Annotated in this window: 15 protein-coding genes; 6 read left to right on the top strand and 9 right to left on the bottom strand. The window is 67.9% G+C overall.

From position 1 onward, the window contains the following. Positions 1-22: 22 nt before the first annotated feature. The gene (locus FOB47_RS09075; RefSeq protein WP_174780659.1) at positions 23-1483 is read right to left on the bottom strand and encodes an MATE family efflux transporter; all 1461 of its coding nucleotides are present in this window, start codon (positions 1481-1483) and stop codon (positions 23-25) included. A 129-nt stretch (positions 1484-1612) separates the two neighbouring features. On the opposite strand from FOB47_RS09075, the gene FOB47_RS09070 reads away from it, so the two are divergent. Both FOB47_RS09070 and FOB47_RS09065 read left to right on the top strand, forming a co-directional pair. Then, positions 1613-2509, top strand: coding sequence for a DMT family transporter (locus FOB47_RS09070; RefSeq protein WP_174780658.1), 897 nt, complete (start codon positions 1613-1615; stop codon positions 2507-2509). A gap of 28 nt (positions 2510-2537) precedes the next feature. Next, positions 2538-3752: an MFS transporter gene (locus tag FOB47_RS09065; RefSeq protein WP_053823413.1), complete on the top strand. Its 1215-nt coding sequence runs from the start codon at positions 2538-2540 to the stop codon at positions 3750-3752. A gap of 45 nt (positions 3753-3797) precedes the next feature. Here the strand turns inward: FOB47_RS09065 and ggt are convergent, their stop codons facing one another. Both ggt and FOB47_RS09055 read right to left on the bottom strand, forming a co-directional pair. Further along, on the bottom strand, positions 3798-5426 hold the full coding sequence (ggt, locus tag FOB47_RS09060; protein WP_174780657.1) for a gamma-glutamyltransferase: 1629 nt from the start codon (positions 5424-5426) through the stop codon (positions 3798-3800). 95 nt (positions 5427-5521) lie between these two features. Beyond that, entirely contained in the window at positions 5522-6508 is a 987-nt protein-coding gene (locus tag FOB47_RS09055; protein ID WP_053823415.1) for a Bug family tripartite tricarboxylate transporter substrate binding protein, read from the bottom strand. 122 nt (positions 6509-6630) lie between these two features. Here FOB47_RS09055 and FOB47_RS09050 point away from each other — a divergent pair, with 122 nt between their 5' ends. After that, the gene (locus tag FOB47_RS09050) at positions 6631-7593 is read left to right on the top strand and encodes a LysR family transcriptional regulator (RefSeq protein WP_174780656.1); all 963 of its coding nucleotides are present in this window, start codon (positions 6631-6633) and stop codon (positions 7591-7593) included. A 51-nt stretch (positions 7594-7644) separates the two neighbouring features. Here the strand turns inward: FOB47_RS09050 and FOB47_RS09045 are convergent, their stop codons facing one another. From FOB47_RS09045 to FOB47_RS09025, 5 genes are all read right to left on the bottom strand, one after another. Continuing rightward, positions 7645-8196, bottom strand: coding sequence for a BON domain-containing protein (locus FOB47_RS09045; protein ID WP_244959210.1), 552 nt, complete (start codon positions 8194-8196; stop codon positions 7645-7647). Positions 8197-8361: 165 nt separating this feature from the next. Then, the gene (locus FOB47_RS09040; protein WP_244959209.1) at positions 8362-10575 is read right to left on the bottom strand and encodes a xanthine dehydrogenase family protein molybdopterin-binding subunit; all 2214 of its coding nucleotides are present in this window, start codon (positions 10573-10575) and stop codon (positions 8362-8364) included. A gap of 38 nt (positions 10576-10613) precedes the next feature. Beyond that, positions 10614-11600, bottom strand: coding sequence for an FAD binding domain-containing protein (locus FOB47_RS09035; protein WP_174780653.1), 987 nt, complete (start codon positions 11598-11600; stop codon positions 10614-10616). A gap of 16 nt (positions 11601-11616) precedes the next feature. Further along, the gene (locus FOB47_RS09030) at positions 11617-12276 is read right to left on the bottom strand and encodes a (2Fe-2S)-binding protein (protein ID WP_174780652.1); all 660 of its coding nucleotides are present in this window, start codon (positions 12274-12276) and stop codon (positions 11617-11619) included. A gap of 248 nt (positions 12277-12524) precedes the next feature. Next, positions 12525-13952 carry an NAD-dependent succinate-semialdehyde dehydrogenase gene (locus FOB47_RS09025; protein WP_053823420.1) on the bottom strand — a complete coding sequence of 476 codons (1428 nt, stop codon included), beginning with the start codon at positions 13950-13952 and terminating at the stop codon, positions 12525-12527. A gap of 348 nt (positions 13953-14300) precedes the next feature. On the opposite strand from FOB47_RS09025, the gene FOB47_RS09020 reads away from it, so the two are divergent. The 3 genes from FOB47_RS09020 (at position 14301) to FOB47_RS09010 (ending at position 16653) form a co-directional block, all read left to right on the top strand. Further along, positions 14301-14762 carry a tripartite tricarboxylate transporter TctB family protein gene (locus FOB47_RS09020; protein ID WP_053824535.1) on the top strand — a complete coding sequence of 154 codons (462 nt, stop codon included), beginning with the start codon at positions 14301-14303 and terminating at the stop codon, positions 14760-14762. Between the two features lie 11 nt (positions 14763-14773). Next, positions 14774-16276, top strand: coding sequence for a tripartite tricarboxylate transporter permease (locus FOB47_RS09015; protein ID WP_151022962.1), 1503 nt, complete (start codon positions 14774-14776; stop codon positions 16274-16276). A gap of 80 nt (positions 16277-16356) precedes the next feature. Next, positions 16357-16653, top strand: a complete 297-nt coding sequence (locus FOB47_RS09010) for a helix-turn-helix transcriptional regulator (protein WP_023264200.1) — start codon at positions 16357-16359, stop codon at positions 16651-16653. Between the two features lie 95 nt (positions 16654-16748). On the opposite strand, the gene FOB47_RS09005 is transcribed toward FOB47_RS09010, so the two are convergent. Next, the gene (locus FOB47_RS09005; RefSeq protein ID WP_053823421.1) at positions 16749-17543 is read right to left on the bottom strand and encodes a DUF4397 domain-containing protein; all 795 of its coding nucleotides are present in this window, start codon (positions 17541-17543) and stop codon (positions 16749-16751) included. Positions 17544-17576 lie beyond the last annotated feature (33 nt).

Raw genomic sequence — 17576 nt, 5'->3', positions numbered from 1 at the left:
ATCACCCTGGAAACGGCGAGGCTCAGGCTGGCTCATTGGCCGGCTTCAACGCATCCTCCGCCGGCGTTCCCATGCTGGTATCCGGCGCCTGGCCGACCACCTCGCAGGCTGGCCGCGCGGCCGGCAGCATCTGGCTGGCGCGCCAGTTGCCGAAGCGGTAATAGGCCGCGGCCAGCGTGATCGAAACCACCGAGCCGAGCGGGAAGCTCCACCACACCGCGTCCGCGCCCATCGTGCGGCCGAGCCACCAGGCGAACGGCAGGCGTACCACCCACATCGACACGAACAGCACCGCCAGCGGGGCCATCACCGCGCCGGTTGCGCGGACCGTGCCGAACAGCACGATGGTGAAGCCAAACAGGATGAACGACCACAGCACGATCGCGTTGATGTGCTGGGCGATCTCGATCGCGCCGCCGTCGTCCGGCAGGAACAGGCCCAGCGAATGCCGGTTGAACAGATAGACCAGGCCGACGAGCGCCCCGGTCATCGCCAGATTGAATGCCAGCCCCATGCCGGTGATGCGCCCGACGCGATCCCAGCGGCTGGCGCCGACGTTCTGCGCGACCATCGACGAGACGCTGGCGCCGACTGCCAGCGCCGGCATCTGCACGTAGGTCCATAGCTGCGAGGCGACGCCATACGCTGCCGCGGTCTGCGAGCCGTACTGGTTGACCAGCGCCATCATCACGATCGCGGACGACGAGATCACCACCATCTGCAGGCCCATCGGCAGCCCCTTGGTCACCAGCGCGCGCAGGATGCCGAGGTCGGGCCGCAGGTAGCGCAACTGGCCGCGATGCAGCGTCAGGAAATGCTTGCGGCGATAGAGCAGCCACATCATCGCGGCCAGGCTGACGAGCTGCGCGATCAGTGTCGCCAGCGCCGAGCCCGCGATGTCCATGCGAGGAATCGGTCCGAGGCCGAAGATCAGCAGCGGGTTCAGCGCGACGTCCAGTACCACCGACAACAGCATGAAATAGAACGGCGTGCGCGAGTCGCCGGCCCCACGCAGCGTCATCATCACGAAGTTGTAGAAGTACATGAAGGGCAGCGCCAGGAAGATGATCCGCAGATAGCGGATCGCCAGCGGCCGCGCGTCCGCAGGCGTGCCCATCGCGCCGAGGATGTCCGGCGTGAACAGATAGCCCAGCGCCGCGGCGATGACCGACAGCAGCACGAAGAACGTGGTGCTGGTGCCGACCACGCGCCGGGCCTCGTCGAGGTCGCGCGCGCCGACCGCCTGTCCGATCATGATGGTGTTGGCCATGCTGATGCCGAACACCACGCCGAGCAGGAAGAACAGCACGATATTGGCGTTCGACGTCGCCGTCAGCGCCGCCTCGCCGAGATAATGGCCCACCCAGATCGAATTGATCGAGGCGTTCAGCGATTGCAGGATGTTGCTGCCGAGCACGGGCAGCGAAAACAGCAGCAGGGTACGGCCGATCGGGCCGGTAACGAGTCTGGCGTCGGGCTTCATTGTTATTGGTTCGGTGAGCCGCGGGGGCGGGAGCCGGGGAGCGAGTTCGTATAGTATTCCCGCTGGACCGAAACGGTAGTCGGCGCCAGACCGACACCGGCCCGCCCCCGACCGACATCCCGTCCCTCCATGATCCCGCCGACCCGCTCCGCAAGCGCCGTCCCCGCATGGCTGAAGGCCGCGCCCGCGCTGTTTCTGCTGCTGTGGTCGAGCGGCTTCGTCTTCCTCAAGCTCGGCCTGGCCTACGCCGATCCGCTGACCTTTCTCGCGTTGCGCTACGCGTGCGTGGTGGCGCTGCTGGTGCTGCCGTGGCTGTGGGTGCGGCCCGCCTTGCCGGCCACGTGGGCGGCATGGGGCCATCTGGCGATGGTGGGCCTGCTGCTGCAGGCCGGCTATTTCTCGTTCACCTATCTGAGCCTGAAGTACGGCTTGTCGTCGGGCGCGGTGGCGCTGATCACCTCGCAGCAGCCCATTCTCGTTGGACTGCTTGCCCCGGCGATCGCCGGCGAACGGGTCGGGCGCGTGCGGTGGATCGGCCTGCTGCTGGGCGCGAGCGGCGCCGCGATGGTGATTGTCGCCACCTCGTCGATCGACCTGTCGTCGCGGCTGGCGCTGCTGTTCGCGGTGCTGGCCCTGCTGGTGATGACCGCCGGCACGCTGTGGGAAAAGCGCTTCGGCCGGGACACCCATCCGCTGACGGCCAATCTGGTGCAATACGGCGTCGGGCTGGCGGTGACCGCGCCGCTGGCGTGGTGGCTCGAACCGATGCGGGTGCAATGGACGCCGGCGCTGTTCGGATCGTTGACCTATCTGGTCGTCGCCAACTCGATCGTCGCGATGACGCTGCTGCTGGCGATGGTCCGCCACGGCGAGGCCTCGCGCGTCTCGGCACTGTTCTTTCTGGTGCCGCCCACCACCGCGCTGATCGCCTGGGCCGTACTGGGCGAGACCATCCCGCTGGCGGCCTGGCCCGGCATGGCGATCGCCGCCGCCGGGCTGTATCTGGTGATGCGGCGACGGACTTAGTGTCCGTGCCGGCTGCAAGGAGTCTCCTTTGTCGAAGCCATCGATTCGTACGGTCCTTCCGCTGGCCACCATCACGGCGGCGAGCATGCTGACGATGGACCTGTATCTGCCTGCCGTGCCGACGATGCAGCGCGATCTCGGCATCACGGTGGCGCAAGGGCAGTTGACGATCGCGATCTTCCTGCTGGGCCTGGCCGCCTCGCAACTGGTCTGGGGCGAGATGCTGCACCGGATCGGCCCGAGGCGCTGCGTGCAGACGGGCTTGCTGGCCCTGATCCTGACCAGCTTCGGCTGCGCGCTGGCGCCTGATCTGCCGGTGCTGCTTGGCCTTCGCCTGATACAAGGCATCGCGGCGGGGGCCGCGACAGTGGTCGTGCCGACCGTCGTGCGCGCGACGCTGCCCGAACAGGACGGCGTGCGCGGCATCGCCGCGATCGCGATGATCGAGGCGATCGTGCCCGCTGCCGGGCCGGTCCTTGGCACCGCGCTGCTGCTGATCGCCGATTGGCGCACGACCTTCGCCATCATCGGCATCGTCGCGCTGGTGTCCGCTCCGTTCGCACTGCGGGCTACACCGGTCGCGCTGCCAGAGACCGAGGAGAAAGCCGGACGGGTCGGCTATCGCGCCCTGCTGTGCAATTGGCATTTCGTCGGACTGGCGCTGGCCCATTCGCTGTCGTTCGGCGCGTTGATCGCCTTCGTCGCCAGCGCGCCGCAAGTCCTTCCCGCGCTCGCCGGCACAGGCCAGAGCGGCTTTGCGCTGGCGCAGGTCTGCGGCGTGGCGGGGTTCATCGTCGCGGCCAGCCAGGCCGGCCGGATCAGCAACCGGCTGGGCCCGCGCCATGCGATCCAGCTGGGCGCGCTGCTGCATGGGCTGCTTTGCACCGCGCTGTTGGCGGCATGGTGGGCCGACCGACTTTCCTATCCGTGGCTGCTGGCGTTCTGGGCCGCGTTCTGCGCGGTGCTGGGCATACGCGGCCCGACCGCGTTCAGCGAGGCGCTGTCGGTGCCGAACGCCCAACTCGGACGCGCGTCGGCGCTGATGGTGCTGGCATTGCTCGCGACGGGCGCCCTGGCGACACAGGCCACGGCGCCGTTCCTGCCGAGCGGTCAACTCGGCGCCGTGGCCTTGTCGATGACCCTGCTGTGTTGGGCGAGCTTTGCACTGGTGGTTCGGTATCCAGACAAGCAGTCGAGCGCTCGGCCACAACACCGGACGGAACAGGGGCACGCCAACCCGTGAGGTTGGCGTGCCCCGCATCGCGCCCGGTTGTCGACAGCCAGCGCGCTATGCCGTTGGCACCTCGATCTCCAGTGCCACGCCGTCGCGCCCCGGATCGGCGCCGCCTTCCAGCCGCCCGTCGACGATCCGCACCGCGTGCACCCAGCCGATCGTGTAGTTGTACGGGTTGCGTATCACGGGATAGCCGTCCTGCTCCAGCTCGCGCGTGACATAGCGCGGGATACGGTTGCAGACGTCGATCGCGTTGCTGGTCGACGAGAAGCGCGGCGCGGACACGGCGGCCTGCATCGGCATGTCGAAGTCCACCACATTGACGATGCTCTGCAGCACGCCCATCGCGATCTGCGTGCCGCCCGGCGCGCCGAGCACGATCTCGGGCTTGTCGTCCTTGAAGACGATGGTCGGGCACGACGAGGTGAAGCGGCGCTTGCCGGGCGCGATGCTGCCGGCGCGTCCCGGGCGTGGGTCGAATACACCCATGCAGCCGTTGTACATGAAGCCCAGGCCCGGCGTGATGACCCCCGACGGCATCGCCAGCGAGTGCGTCAGCGACACGCAATTGCCCTCGCCGTCGACCACCGACAGATGCGTGGTGTCGCGCGGCACCGCATGGCCCGGATTGACGCGCGGCACTTCGGCGCGCTGGCCCTCGCGGATGCGCTGTGCGACCTCGCGGGCGTAATCCGGTGACAGCAGCCTGTCCAGCGGCACGTCGACAAAGGCCGGATCGCCGATGAAGCGGTCCTTGTCGATGGTCGCCTGCTTCATCGCCTCGCACACCACGCGGATGTAGTCGGGGCTGTTGTGCCGCAGTGCGCGCAGATCGAACTGCTCGAGGATAGCCAGCATCTGCAGCAGCATCGCGCCGCCGCCGGGGGGCCGATTGGTGGTGACGCGGCGGCCGCGGTAGCCGCCGGCCAGCGGCGCGGTGCGCACGGCCTGGTAGCCGGCCAGGTCTTCGCGGGACAGCAGCGCGCCGTGTTCGCGCATGTCGGCGACGATCTGCTCGGCGATCTCGCCCAGATAGAAGGCATCGACGCCGCCGGACGCGATCCGCTCCAGCGTATCGGCGTAGTCCCGGTTCTTCAGCGGGGTGCCGATGGTATGCGGCGATCCGTCGGGCCGGCAATACAGTTGCCGGCCGCTCTCGCTGAAGGCCAGGCGCTCGCGATTGCTGGCGCGGCCCAGCGTCGCCTCGTCGATCCAGAACGCATACATGCCGGGGCGGACGAAGTAGCCGTCGCGCGCCCACTGGATCGCCGGCTGCACCACCTCTTTCCACGGCAGCCTGCCGTGGCTGCGATGCAGCGCTTCCAGCCCGCGCAGCGTGCCCGGCGTCGCGATCGATTGGTAGCCGATGTCGTTGAGCCGATCCTTGATGAAGAAGCCGAAGCCGTCGCGCGCTTCGCCTTCCAGCAGATCGGCCCACATGTCGGGGCGCGCCGCCGCCGGCGCGGTCGCATGGAAGTCGATGTATTCGTGCGCGCCGCTGCCGGGCATATAGACGGCGGCGGTGCCGAAGCCCGCGATGCCGCACATCAGCGGATCGACGACGGTTTGTGCCAGCGCGCAGGCGACCGCGGCATCGGCCGCATTGCCGCCCGCGCGCAGGATCTCGATGCCGGACTCCGCTGCTTCCGGCTGCGGGCAGGACACCATTCCACTACGGGTCATTGCTTGTCTCGATAGGTTTGCGCCGGGATGCGCCGGCGGCGATGCCGATGGCGCATCCCGGCGCGGGATTGCGGGGAGGACGGGATGGGCCAGGCTTACTTCGCGCTCAGGTCCAGGTCGCCGATCGCGCCCTGCCACTTGGCGGTGTCGCGCACCGTCAGCTCCATCAGCTGGTCCGACGGTCCCGGCATCGGCAGCACCTGCATCGACTTGAGCTTGTCGACCACGGCCGGCTCGGCCAGGAAGGTCTGCGTCGCGGCATGCAGCCGTGCGATGACGTTGGCCGGCGTGCCGGCCTTCGCCGCGATGCCGCTCCAGCCGATGTTCTCGAAGCCCTTCAGGCCCAGCTCGGCGGCGGTCGGCACATCCGGCAGCTCGGGCACGCGTTTGGACGCGAACAGCATCAGCGGCGTCAGCTTGCCGGCCTTGATCTGCGGCAGCGCGGTGCTCAGCACCGGCGCCATCACCTGCGTCGCACCGGAGACGGTCGATACCACGCCATCCGGCTCGCCGCGATACGGCACGTGCAGCAGCTTGATGCCCTGCTGCTTCTGCATCAGCTCGACCACCAGATGGGTTGAGTTGCCGTTGCCCGACGAGGCGAAGCTGATGCTGCCGGGCTTGGCCTTGGCGGCATCGACCAGCTCGCGATAGTTGCGCAGGCCCGATTGCGGATTGGCGACCAGCACGAAGGGCACGGTGGCCAGCATCGACACCGGCGCGAAATCGGATTCCGGCTTGTAGGCCAGCGGCGCATAGACGAACTTGTTCAGCACCATCTGCGAGACGCCCGCAAGGAACAGCGTGCAGCCGTCGGCTGGCTGGCTCAGCACGTACTTGGCCGCGATGATGCCGCCCGCGCCGGCCCGGTTCTCGACCACGATCGGCGTCTGCAGCGTCTTGCCGACGCGCTCGGCCCACATGCGGGCCAGGGTATCCGTGCTGCCACCGGCCTGCTGCGAGACGACCAGGCGGATCGGGCGCGACGACGCGCCCGGCTCACCGCAGGCGTAGCTCGGTGCGGCCACGCCGAAGGCGAGGGCAAGAGGAACAGCGAAGTGGAAAAGGGAAGTTTTTCTCATAGATGGTGGCAGTGTCCAGGTCCGTCGAATTCCAGGTCTGGCGCCTGGATGCCGGGAAATTATTGGGCCGAACCGCAAACGCACCTAGTGAATTGTTTCGAACCATCTATTAGTATTCGCTCATGGATCCATCCGACCACAGCATCGCCTGGGCGCGCCGACTGCGGGTGCGGCACCTCGAGTCCTTCCTGATTCTTCACGACGCGGGCACGCTGTCGGCCGCCGCGACGCGGCTGCATATGACGCAGTCGGCGGTGTCGCACTGGCTCAGCGAAATGGAAGAACTGGCCGGCGTCAGGCTGGCGATCCGCGGCCGGCGCCTGCAACTGACGCCGGCCGGCGAGGCCGTGCGCCGGCTGGCCGTGCGCGTGCTCGGCGAGGTATCGCGCGCCCACGACGAACTGGGTGCGATCGCCAAGGGCGCGGTGGCGCGCCTGCATGTGGGCAGCGTGCTGGCCGGCGTCGCGCATCTGATTCCCTGGGCCATCGTCGCGTTTCAGCGGACGCAGCCCAATGTGTCGATCCAGGTCACCGAAGGCGCGTTCAACACGCTGCTCGATCGCCTGGAGAAGCGCGAGTTCGATCTGGTGGTCGGTTCGATCGACGCGCGGGCCTACGGGCCGCATCTGGCGCATGAGGTGCTGTTCGAGGACGCGATGGCGGTGGTGGTCGGCCCGCATCATCCGCTGGCGCACGCCAGACGCCTGCGCTGGGGCCAGCTGTTCTCGTATCCGTGGGCGATGCCGCAGCGCGAGACGCTGATGCGCACGCGGCTCGATACCGTGCTGCTCGAGCACGGCGCCGCGGGTCTGCGGCCGGCTGTCGAGACCGGTTCCATCGTGACCATGCAGGCGGTGCTGCGCGAGACCGACTATGTCGGCGTCTGCTCCGCGGCGATGGCCGAGCATCTGGCCTCGCTGGGACTGCTGCATATCCTGCCGCTCGGGGACCGGGAATCGTTCGGCCCGGTCGGGGCGGTATGGCGCAAGGGCGGCGACGACGAGGTGCTGCACGCCTTCATGCAGGCGCTGCGCGAACAGGCGGACCGCATTCGCGCGGCCGAAGCCGGGACGGCCCCCCGGTAACGCGCGCCGCCCCTTGCTGTCTCTCGCGGCACGGAGCCGGCGGCCGCGCCGTCAGCGCGGCACGCGAATGTTGTTCCTGACCTCGTCGACGCCCATCACTTCCTCGGCGATATCCTCGACGCGGTACTTGGCGCGCCGGTCCGACACGGTGCCGCTCAGCGTGACGATGCCCGAGCCGACCTCCACGGTGACCTCGGACACGTCCAGTTCGCGCGCCTCGGCCAGCCGTTCGCAGACCTCGTCGCAGATGCGCTCGTCGGTGCGCCGATAGCCCTTGGGCAAGGTGCGCGGGCGCCGCGTGCCCGTACTGCCGCCCATGCCCGCGCCGCTGCTCGTGCCACGCTCGCCGAACTCGTTGAAGCCGACGCTGCCGCCGCCGGAGCCCATTGCGCCGGTGTCGCCGCGCCGATAATGGTAGGCGTCGCGCATGCCGCGCGATCCGCCATAGCCGCGATGGCGCCAGGTTTCCGCGACCTCGCCGGTACGCGGGTCCTCGGGGAACCACTCCATGCCGCCGGTCACGGTACCGCGTCCGCGCCGGTCCTCGCCGGTTTCCCGGGGCCGCATCGGAGGACGATTGCCGTTGTCTCTGCTGCCGTTCATTTCGGTCTCCATCGATCATGGACGTACCAGGCAATGGCCGCAAAAACCGTACCGTCGCCACGAGCGGTGACACGGTGCCGTCGCGCTGGCAGGGCGCGCCGCCACCATCGACGGTGCAATCTTTGCCGGGATGGCTTGTAAATAAGCGCGATGCAGGCCTGCCGCTTACAGCAGCTTGTCCGGCGTGATCGGCAGGTGCCGTATCCGCTTGCCGGTCGCATGGAATACCGCATTGGCGATCGCCGCCCCGGCGCCGACGATCCCGATTTCGCCGATGCCCTTGGCGCCGAGCGGATTGATATGCGGGTCGAACTCGTCGACGACCATGACCTCGACCTGGCCGACATCGGCGTTCACCGGCACGTGGTATTCGGCCAGATTGCCGTTGGCGATGCGTCCGCTGCGCGGATCGAGCAACGATTCCTCGTGCAGCGCCAGGCCGATGCCCCACACCATGCCGCCCATCAGCTGGCTGTGGCCGGTCTTGCGGTTCAGCAGCCGGCCGACGCCGAAGACGCCGAGCATCCGAGGCACGCGCACTTCACCGAGATCCGGGTCGACATGGACCTCGGCGAAGATCGCGCCGAACGAATGCATCGAATGGTGTTGTGCCTCGTCGCCCGGCTCGGCCGTGCGCGTGGCCTCGATCCGCTGTCCGCCATTGCGCGCCATCGCCGCCGCGATGGATTCGCGGCAGGCCGGGTCGGACGTCCGGGCCAGCCAGCCGTCGGCCACCGCGACGTCTTCCGGCGGTGCGCCGAACAACGGCGAGGCGCGGTCGGCCACGGCGCGGTCGACCAGCACTTGCCGTGCCGCGCTGGCGGCCGCCTGCACGGCCGGCGCCACGCTCGCCACGGTCTGCGAGCCGCCGGCGATCGGCGCATCGGGAAATGCGGTGTCGCCGAGCTCGAAGCGGATCCGGGCGGCCGGTATCCCCAATGCCTGTGCCGCGACCTGCGTCATCACCGTATAGGTGCCGGTGCCCAGGTCGTGCGTCGCGCAGCGGATGCACGCGCTGCCGTCCGGCTCGATGATGGCGGTGGCGGTGGCCGACTGCCGCATCGCCGGGTAGGTCGCGGTGGCGACGCCCATGCCGGCCAGCTTGCCATCGGCGCGCATGCTGCGCGGGGCCGGGTCGCGTTGCCACCAGCCGAAACGCTCCGCGCCGAGACGGAAGCACTCGCTCATTCGGCGGCTGGAGAACGGCAGGTTCTGGCTCAGGTCGATGTCGGTATCGTTGCGCAGCCGTAGCTCGACCGGATCGACCTTCAGCGCATGGGCCAGTTCGTCCAGCGCCGATTCGAGCGCGAAGCTGCCGCTCGCGTCGCCGGGCGCGCGCATGAAGGTCGGCGTGCCGATATGCAGCTTGACGAGGCGATGGCTGGTGTGGACGGTCGGGCAGCCATAGAGCAGCCGCGTCATCATCGCGGCGGGCTCGACCCAGTCCTCCAGATACGAGGTCGCGGTCACCACGTCATGGCGCAGGCCGGTCAGCGTGCCGTCCGCGCGCGCGGCGGCCATCACGCGCTGTTCGGTCGGCGGCCGCGCGCCGGCGGGACCGAACAACTGCGGGCGCTCGACCGCGAGCTTGACGGGGCGGCCTACCGCGCGCGCGGCCATCGCGGCCAGCACCACGTGCGACCAGACCGAGCCCTTGCCGCCGAAGCCGCCGCCGACGAAGGGGCAGATCACACGAACCTTGCCGGCCGGGATGCCGAAGGTCTTGGCCACCGCCTTGCGCACGCCGGCGACGTACTGCGTGGCGTCGTACAGCGTCAGCGTGTCGCCGTCCCACGCGGCGATGGTGGCGTGCGGCTCCATCGCGTTGTGGTGCTGCATCGGCGTGGTGTAGGTCGCGTCGATCGTGGTCGTGGCCTCGCGCATCGCCGCATCGAGGTCGCCGCGCGCGGTGTCCGCCGACTCGTTCTTGACCTTGCGCGGTTCGTAGGCCCGCGCCTTGGCCTTGGCGAAGTCCAGCGTCGCCGGCTGCCGGCGATAGGCGATGCGCAGATGGCACGCGGCCTCGCGGGCCTGGTCCAGCGTATCGGCCACTACCAGCGCGATCGGCTGGTTGTTGTAGCGCACGCTGGTGTCCTGCAGCAGGTTCATCACGCGGCCGGCAGGCATCTTGCCCGCGGCCGCCTTGCCGTTCTTCGGCAGCCGGGGCGCGTTGAACGGGGTCATCACCAGGCGAACGCCGGGCATCCGCTCCGCCGCGCCGGTGTCGATCGATGCCACCTCGCCGGCGGCAATGGTACTGGTGACCATGATCGCCTGCAGCACGTTGGGCAGCTGGTGGTCGGCGGTGTAGTGCGCGCGCCCGGTGACCTTCAGCACGCCGTCGACGCGGTCGACATGGTGGCGGGCGATATCCGGCACGCTCCCGCCAACGTTCCCGGTGGGGTTCTCCCGCAAGCTCATCGCATGCCTCCCGCGATGGACAGCGCCCGGATCACCGCGCGCTGCGCCAGTTCGACCTTGAACGCATTGCCCGGGTAGGGCCGCGCGCCTTGCACGGCCAGCGCGGCGGTCCGGCGCAGCGCGGCTTCGTCGAGCGGGCGATCGCGCAGCGATTGCTCGGCCGCCTGCGCGCGCCACGGCTTGTGCGCGACGCCACCCAGCACGATGCGCGCCGCGCGCACGATGCCGCCGTCCAGTTGCAGCGCGGCGGCGACCGATACCAGCGCGAATGCATAGCTGGCGCGGTCGCGCACCTTCAGATAGTGGCAATGGGCGCCGCAGCGCGACGGCGGCAATTCCACCGCGACGATCAGCTCGCCGGCCTCGAGATTGGTATCGCGCTCCGGTGTGTCGCCGGGCAGGCGGTGAAAGTCCTCCACGGGGATGCGGCGCTCGCCTCCCGCGCTGCGCACGACCACTGATGCGTCCAACGCCACCAGCGCCACGCACATGTCTGACGGATGCGTGGCGATGCAATGCTCGCTCGCGCCGAGAATCGCATGCTGGCGCTGCACGCCGTCGCGCGCGGCGCAGCCCGAGCCGGGGTCGCGCTTGTTGCAGGCGTCGAAGCCGATGTCGTAGAAGTAATGGCAGCGCGTGCGCTGCATCAGATTGCCGCCGATCGTCGCCATATTGCGCAGCTGCGGCGAGGCGCCGGCCAGCAGGGCGGCCTGCAGCAGCGGATAGTGCGCGCGCACCAGCGGATGATCTGCGGCATCGGCATTGCCGACCATCGCGCCAATGCGGATGCCGCCATCGGGCGTTGCATCGATGCTTGCCAGCGGCAGCCGGCCGACATCGACCAGCCGCTGTGGCCGTTCGACGCCGGCCTTGATCAGATCGAGCAGATTGGTGCCGCCCGCGACGAAGCGCGCGCCGGGCTGCTTGCCCAGCTGCAGCGCCGTGTCGACGCTGTCGGCGCGGTCGTAGTCGAATGAATGCATGGCGGCGGTCCCGGGCTCAGCGGGAATCGATATGCCCATCGCCGGCGCGCTGCGTGTCGCCGCGGCCGTCGTGCGCCGCGACCGACCGGATCGCTGCAACGATATTGGGATAGGCCCCGCAGCGGCACAGGTTGCCGCTCATCCGCTCGCGGATCTCGTCGTCGGTCAGCGCCGCCGCCGAGTGCGCCCCGTGCGCCGATTGCCCCGGCGGCGTTACCGCGCTGGCCCGGCCGTCGCGCGCCTCGGCCAGCATCGCCACCGCCGAGCAGATCTGGCCCGGCGTGCAGTAGCCGCATTGCAGCGCGTCATGCGCGACGAAGGCGGCCTGCATCGGATGCAGGCGGTCGCCGTCGGCCAGTCCCTCGATGGTGGTGATGTCGCGGTCTTCCTGCATTACCGCCAGCGTCAGGCAGGCATTGATGCGGCGGCCATCGACCAGCACCGTGCAAGCCCCGCACTGGCCGCGGTCGCAGCCCTTCTTGGTGCCGGTCAGGCCCAGTTGTTCGCGCAGCGCGTCCAGCAGCGTGGTGCGGGGTTCGACCGTCACGACATGCATGGCGCCGTTGACGCGCAGTTCGATGGTGCGGGCCGGTACGGACGCGCAAGCCGAGGTGTCGGCGGCAGGGGGCGAAGATGGGGCCAGGGCGCTGGCCGGCTCCGAATGCGTCAAGGACATGGGGCATCCCCGCTTCGACGGGAGTTGCCGCGCCACGTGGCGGCAATACCTTGTTCGAGCAAATTCGGTGCCCAACGGGGAGGGGTGCGGCGCGATGCGCCTGGACGGGTGTCGCGAGCGCCAGTGTCGGCGCCCGCGCGATGAAAGCCTTGTAAGAATTGCGCGCCGGAGAACGCGCGATGGCGGTCGCCGGCGGCACGTCGCCCCCGCCTGCGCGAGGACGATGTGCTATCGCAGCATGGCCGTCATCACACCTGCGTGATGAATTTGGTCACCAGGTAGCCGTCGAAGGTCTCCATGCCGCCTTCGCTGCCGATGCCGGAGTCCTTGATGCCGCCGAACGGCGTCTCGGCCAGTGCCATGCCGAAATGGTTGATATTGACCATGCCGGCCTCGAGCCCGTTGGAGACCAGCGTCGCGGTCTTCAGCGAGTTGGTGAAGACATACGAGGCCAGGCCGTACGGCAGGCTGTTGGCGCGCCGCAGCGCTTCCTCGGCGTCCTTGAAGCGCGTCACCGGCGCCACCGGGCCGAACGGCTCGTCGACCATCAGTCTGGCGTCGTCGGGCAGGTCGGTGACCACCGTGGGCGCGAAGAAATATCCCTTGCTGCCGATGCGCGCGCCGCCGGCGACGACCTTGCCGCCGCGATGGCTGGCATCGTCGAGGAACTGCTCCATCGAGGCGATGCGGCGCTCGTGCGCGAGCGGACCCATCTGCGTGCCGTCCTCCAGGCCGTCGCCGACCTTGATCGAACCCATGACCTCGGTGAAGCGGGCCAGGAAGCGGTCGTAGGCCTTTTCCTGGACGTAGAAACGGGTCGGCGATACGCAGACCTGGCCGGCATTGCGGATCTTGAAGCGGGCCAGCATCTCGGCGGCCGGTTCGATATCGGCGTCGTCGAACACCAGCACCGGCGAATGGCCGCCGAGCTCCATCGTCACGCGCTTCATGTGTGCGCCGGCCAGCGCGGCCAGCTGCTTGCCGACGGGCACCGAGCCGGTGAACGAGATCTTGCGCACGATCGGCGATTCGATCAGATAGGTCGAGACCTCGCTCGGCACGCCCCAGACGATGTTCAGCACGCCCGGCGGCAGGCCGGCATCGTGGAACAGCTGGGCCAGCGCGACCACGGCGCTGGGCGAATCCTCCGGACCCTTCAGGATCAGCGTGCAGCCCGCGCCGAGCGCCGACACGATCTTGCGGATCGCCTGGTTGAAGGGGAAGTTCCACGGCGTGAAGGCCGCGCAGACGCCGATCGGTTCGCGCACGACGATCTGCCGCACGTTCGGATTGCGCGGCGGAATCACGCGGCCATAGATGCGGCGGCATTCCTCGGCATGCCAGTCGGCATGCTCGGCGCAGATCATCACTTCCGCGACCGCCTCGGCCAGCGGCTTGCCCTGGTCCAGCGTGATATTGCGGCCGATTTCTTTCGCGCGCTCGCGGGTCAGCTCGCCGACGCGGCGCAGGATCTTCGCGCGCTCCAGCGGCGAGGTCTTCTTCCAGCTGTCGAAGGCGCGCTGCGCGGCCGCCAGGGCGCGGTCCAGATCCGCGGTGCTGGCGTGCGGCAGTTTGCCCAGCACTTCCTGCGTGGCGGGATTGATCACGTCCTGTTCGCGGCGGCCGCCGCCTTTGACGAACTCCCCATCGATATAAAGGGCGAGGTCCTGGTACATGGCTTCTCCTGTGTCCTGTGTCGTGAGTGCTGGGTCCGCTGTCGGGAATTGGGGGGCGGCCGAGCGGGCGCCCCCGGCTCCGAACCCGTTAGCTTACCGCGTCGGGCCTGGACGCGTGGCTCGCGTGTCTGGCGCCTTCGATGGCCGTTCCTTTCAACGAGCCTACATCTCGCTTTCACATGCCTTTCAAAAAGCATCACGGCATGATGCAAGCGTGCATTTGTTGCCGTGGTTAACCCTGAAACCAGACAACTGAAAGGGCGCTGAAAGCACGCTTCTCTAACGTTGCATCCGCTTTCGGCACAGAGCCTGTGCCGTGCGGCTTTGCATTTAACGAGGAGAATCATGTTGCGCATACGCAGCCAAAAGGACTTCGCCTCCGGCCTGATGTTCGTGCTGGTCGGCCTGGGCTTTTCCTTTGTCGCTCGCGGCTATTCGATGGGGACGGCCGCGAAGATGGGTCCCGGATATTTCCCCTTCCTGCTCGGCCTGGTGCTGGCCGGACTCGGCGCGCTGGTGCTGCTGAGCTCGCTGTCGAGCAAGGGCGAGGAAGACCGGATGGAGCGCTGGGACATCAAGATCCTGCTGTGGATCCTGGGTTCGGTGGTGCTGTTCGGCCTGTTGCTCAAGCCGCTCGGCATGGTGCTGTCGGTGTTCGTGCTGGTCATCGTGTCGTCGATGGCCAGCCATGAATTCAGCTGGAAGGGCGCGCTGCTCAACAGCGTGGTGCTGGTGCTGATCAGCATGGGCGCCTTCGTCTACGGCATCAACCTGCAGATGCCGGTGTGGCCGGCGTTCATCACGGGCTAAGGAGCGCGCAGATGGAATTGCTTGAACATTTGACGCTCGGCTTCTCGACCGCGCTGTCGTTCCAGAACCTGGCCTACGCCTTCCTCGGCTGCCTGCTCGGCACGCTGATCGGCGTGCTGCCGGGCCTCGGCCCGCTCGCGACGATCGCGATGCTGCTGCCGATCACCTACACGCTGCCGCCGGTGGCCGCGCTGATCATGCTGGCCGGCATCTACTACGGCGCGCAGTACGGCGGCTCGACCACCGCGATCCTGGTCAACCTGCCGGGCGAATCGTCGTCGGTGGTGACCACGATCGACGGCTACCAGATGGCGCGGCGCGGACGTGCGGGCGTGGCGCTGGCCACTGCCGGCCTCGGCTCGTTCTTCGCCGGCTGCGTGGCCACGCTGATCCTGGCGGCCTTTGCCGGCCCGCTGTCGGAGCTGGCCTTCAAGTTCGGCCCCGCCGAATACTTCTCGCTGATGGTGCTGGGCCTGATCGGCGCCGTGGTGCTGGCTTCGGGCTCGCTGGTCAAGGCGATCTCGATGATCGTGCTGGGCCTGCTGCTCGGCCTGGTCGGCACCGACGTCAACTCCGGCGCGGCGCGCTTCTCGTTCGACATCCCGGAACTGACCGACGGCATCGACTTCGTCGCGCTCGCCATGGGCATGTTCGGCTTTGCCGAGATCATCGCCAACCTGGAGCAGAAGGAAAACCGCGAGACCTTCACCGATCGCGTGACCAACCTGTTCCCGACCAAGGCCGACTTCAAGCGGATGATGCCGGCCGTGCTGCGCGGTACCGCGCTCGGTTCGGCGCTGGGCATCCTGCCTGGCGGCGGTGCGTCGCTGGCTTCGTTCGCGGCGTACACGCTGGAGAAGAAGTCGTCGAAGTACTCGCACGAGTTCGGCAAGGGCGCGATCGAAGGCGTGGCGGGTCCGGAATCGGCCAACAACGCCGCGGCGCAGACCTCGTTCATCCCGCTGCTGACGCTGGGCATTCCGCCCAACGCGGTGATGGCGCTGATGGTCGGTGCGATGACGATCCACAACATCCAGCCGGGTCCGCAGGTGATGACCAGCAACCCCTCGCTGTTCTGGGGGCTGATCGCCTCGATGTGGATCGGCAACCTGATGCTGATCATCCTGAACCTGCCGCTGATCGGCATCTGGGTCAAGCTGCTGACCGTGCCGTATCGCTTCCTGTATCCGGCGATCCTGGTGTTCTGCGGCATCGGCGTCTATTCGGTCAACAACCAGACCTTCGACGTCTTCATGGCCGCGGGCTTCGGCGTGGTGGGCTATCTGTTCCTGAAGCTCAAGTGCGAACCGGCGCCGCTGCTGCTCGGCTTCGTGCTCGGACCGATGATGGAAGAGAACTTCCGCCGCACGCTGCTGCTCTCGCGTGGCGAGTTCTCGGTGTTCTTCACCCGTCCGCTGTCGATGGGCCTGCTGATTGCCGCCGCGGCGCTGGTGGCGGTGGTGGCGCTGCCCTCGATCAAGGCCAAGCGCGAAATCGCCTTCCAGGAGGAGTAGAGAGAAACCGGGCCGGCCGGCGCCACGGAGCCATTCCGGGCGCCGACCGGCCCGGTCGTTTTGCGCATGTCTATCGTTGCATGAAAAGACCGACCATCGATAGTCTCGTTTCCCGGCTCTATATCCTGAAGTTCGTGCAGTCCAGTCCGGCCACGGTGCTCGCTCTCGTCGAGCGGCTGCGCGAACATGGCATCGAGAAGAACATCCGCTCGCTGCGCCCGATCCTGCGCAGCCTGCTGATCGCACGGGCGATCACCGCGGAACTGGTCGAAGGCAACGGCCGGGTCTACTCGATCACCGACAGCGGCCGCGAAGAGCTGGACGCCTACCTGTCCCATCTCGATGTGCTGCAAAACGAAATCGGCGGCGACCGTTGAGGCCGCCGCCGATTGTCGTTTGAGCCTCCGGTCTTGTTCACCCCTCTGCCCCTGAGGGGCGAGGGAGAACAACGTCGCGAGAAGGCGAGCCCTCGTTACTGGCTGACCAGCTCGATGGCCGTCTGCGAGTCGTCGTTGGCCTTGGCCACCAGCACCTTGATGTTGTTCGGCACGGCGGATGCGATGCCATCGACCGGGATCGGCATGATCAGCCAGTCGGCGTTGTTGTCGATCGTGATCGCGCCCGAGCTGAAGATCACCTGCTTGGTACCCGCGGTGGTAATGCGGATCTGGTAGTTGTTGCCGCCGTCGAACTCGTTCGAGTCCTGGCCCGAGGCCGGCACCGCCGACTTGTAGGCCACGTTGGCGAAGGTCGGGTTGACCGTATTCAGATCCACCGACGGGGCGGTCACGTAGATATCGACGTTCTGCGCATTGAACGCGGCGTTGACCGCGCGCACCCGGGCCTTGTTCGACAGCAGGCCCTTCTCGTACGGATCGTCGATCACCAGCGTGTCGGCGCGATCGTCGCCCGGCAGCGCCACGATCGTGTACTTGTGACCGGTGGCTGCGTCGACCTGGGCGCGGCCCACTTCGGTCTGCGTGCCGGCGGCGTTGAACGTGAACAGGTGGTTGCCGTCATCGACGTCCGAATAGCGGGCGACGAACTTGTACGGAATATTCTGCAGGGACGTCCGCGCGCCGTTCTGATAGACGTCGAGATTGAGGGTGGTCGGGATCGGAGGCACGGCGTGAATCACGCGCGTTTGTGGTTCGTTCAGGCCGAGACGGTCGTCGATGCCATCATCGCCGCCGCCGCATGCCGCCAGCATGGCGCTGGCCGCCACCATCAGTCCCAGTGCAATCCCGGATTTCGAGAACAGCTTCATGGATTTCCCCTTGCAGGTGAAATGAAATCGAAG

Origin of the sequence: Cupriavidus gilardii, from assembly GCF_013347325.1 — a bacterium.
Taxonomy (GTDB): domain Bacteria; phylum Pseudomonadota; class Gammaproteobacteria; order Burkholderiales; family Burkholderiaceae; genus Cupriavidus; species Cupriavidus gilardii.
The sequence above is the reverse complement of the archived record's forward strand: the minus strand, read 5'-3'. Positions and strand labels throughout refer to the sequence as shown.

Bases quoted from the DNA above. Each gene is read 5' to 3' on its own strand.
- FOB47_RS09075 (WP_174780659.1), bottom strand. From the start codon at position 1,483: ATGAAGCCCGACGCCAGACTCGTTACCGGCCCGATCGGCCGTACCCTG.
- FOB47_RS09035 (WP_174780653.1), bottom strand. From the start codon at position 11,600: ATGCATTCATTCGACTACGACCGCGCCGACAGCGTCGACACGGCGCTG.
- FOB47_RS09025 (WP_053823420.1), bottom strand. From the start codon at position 13,952: ATGTACCAGGACCTCGCCCTTTATATCGATGGGGAGTTCGTCAAAGGC.
- FOB47_RS09045 (WP_244959210.1), bottom strand. From the start codon at position 8,196: ATGAACGGCAGCAGAGACAACGGCAATCGTCCTCCGATGCGGCCCCGG.
- FOB47_RS09015 (WP_151022962.1), top strand. From the start codon at position 14,774: ATGGAATTGCTTGAACATTTGACGCTCGGCTTCTCGACCGCGCTGTCG.
- FOB47_RS09050 (WP_174780656.1), top strand. From the start codon at position 6,631: ATGGATCCATCCGACCACAGCATCGCCTGGGCGCGCCGACTGCGGGTG.
- FOB47_RS09055 (WP_053823415.1), bottom strand. From the start codon at position 6,508: ATGAGAAAAACTTCCCTTTTCCACTTCGCTGTTCCTCTTGCCCTCGCC.
- FOB47_RS09005 (WP_053823421.1), bottom strand. From the start codon at position 17,543: ATGAAGCTGTTCTCGAAATCCGGGATTGCACTGGGACTGATGGTGGCG.
- FOB47_RS09070 (WP_174780658.1), top strand. From the start codon at position 1,613: ATGATCCCGCCGACCCGCTCCGCAAGCGCCGTCCCCGCATGGCTGAAG.
- FOB47_RS09030 (WP_174780652.1), bottom strand. From the start codon at position 12,276: ATGTCCTTGACGCATTCGGAGCCGGCCAGCGCCCTGGCCCCATCTTCG.
- ggt (WP_174780657.1), bottom strand. From the start codon at position 5,426: ATGACCCGTAGTGGAATGGTGTCCTGCCCGCAGCCGGAAGCAGCGGAG.
- FOB47_RS09010 (WP_023264200.1), top strand. From the start codon at position 16,357: ATGAAAAGACCGACCATCGATAGTCTCGTTTCCCGGCTCTATATCCTG.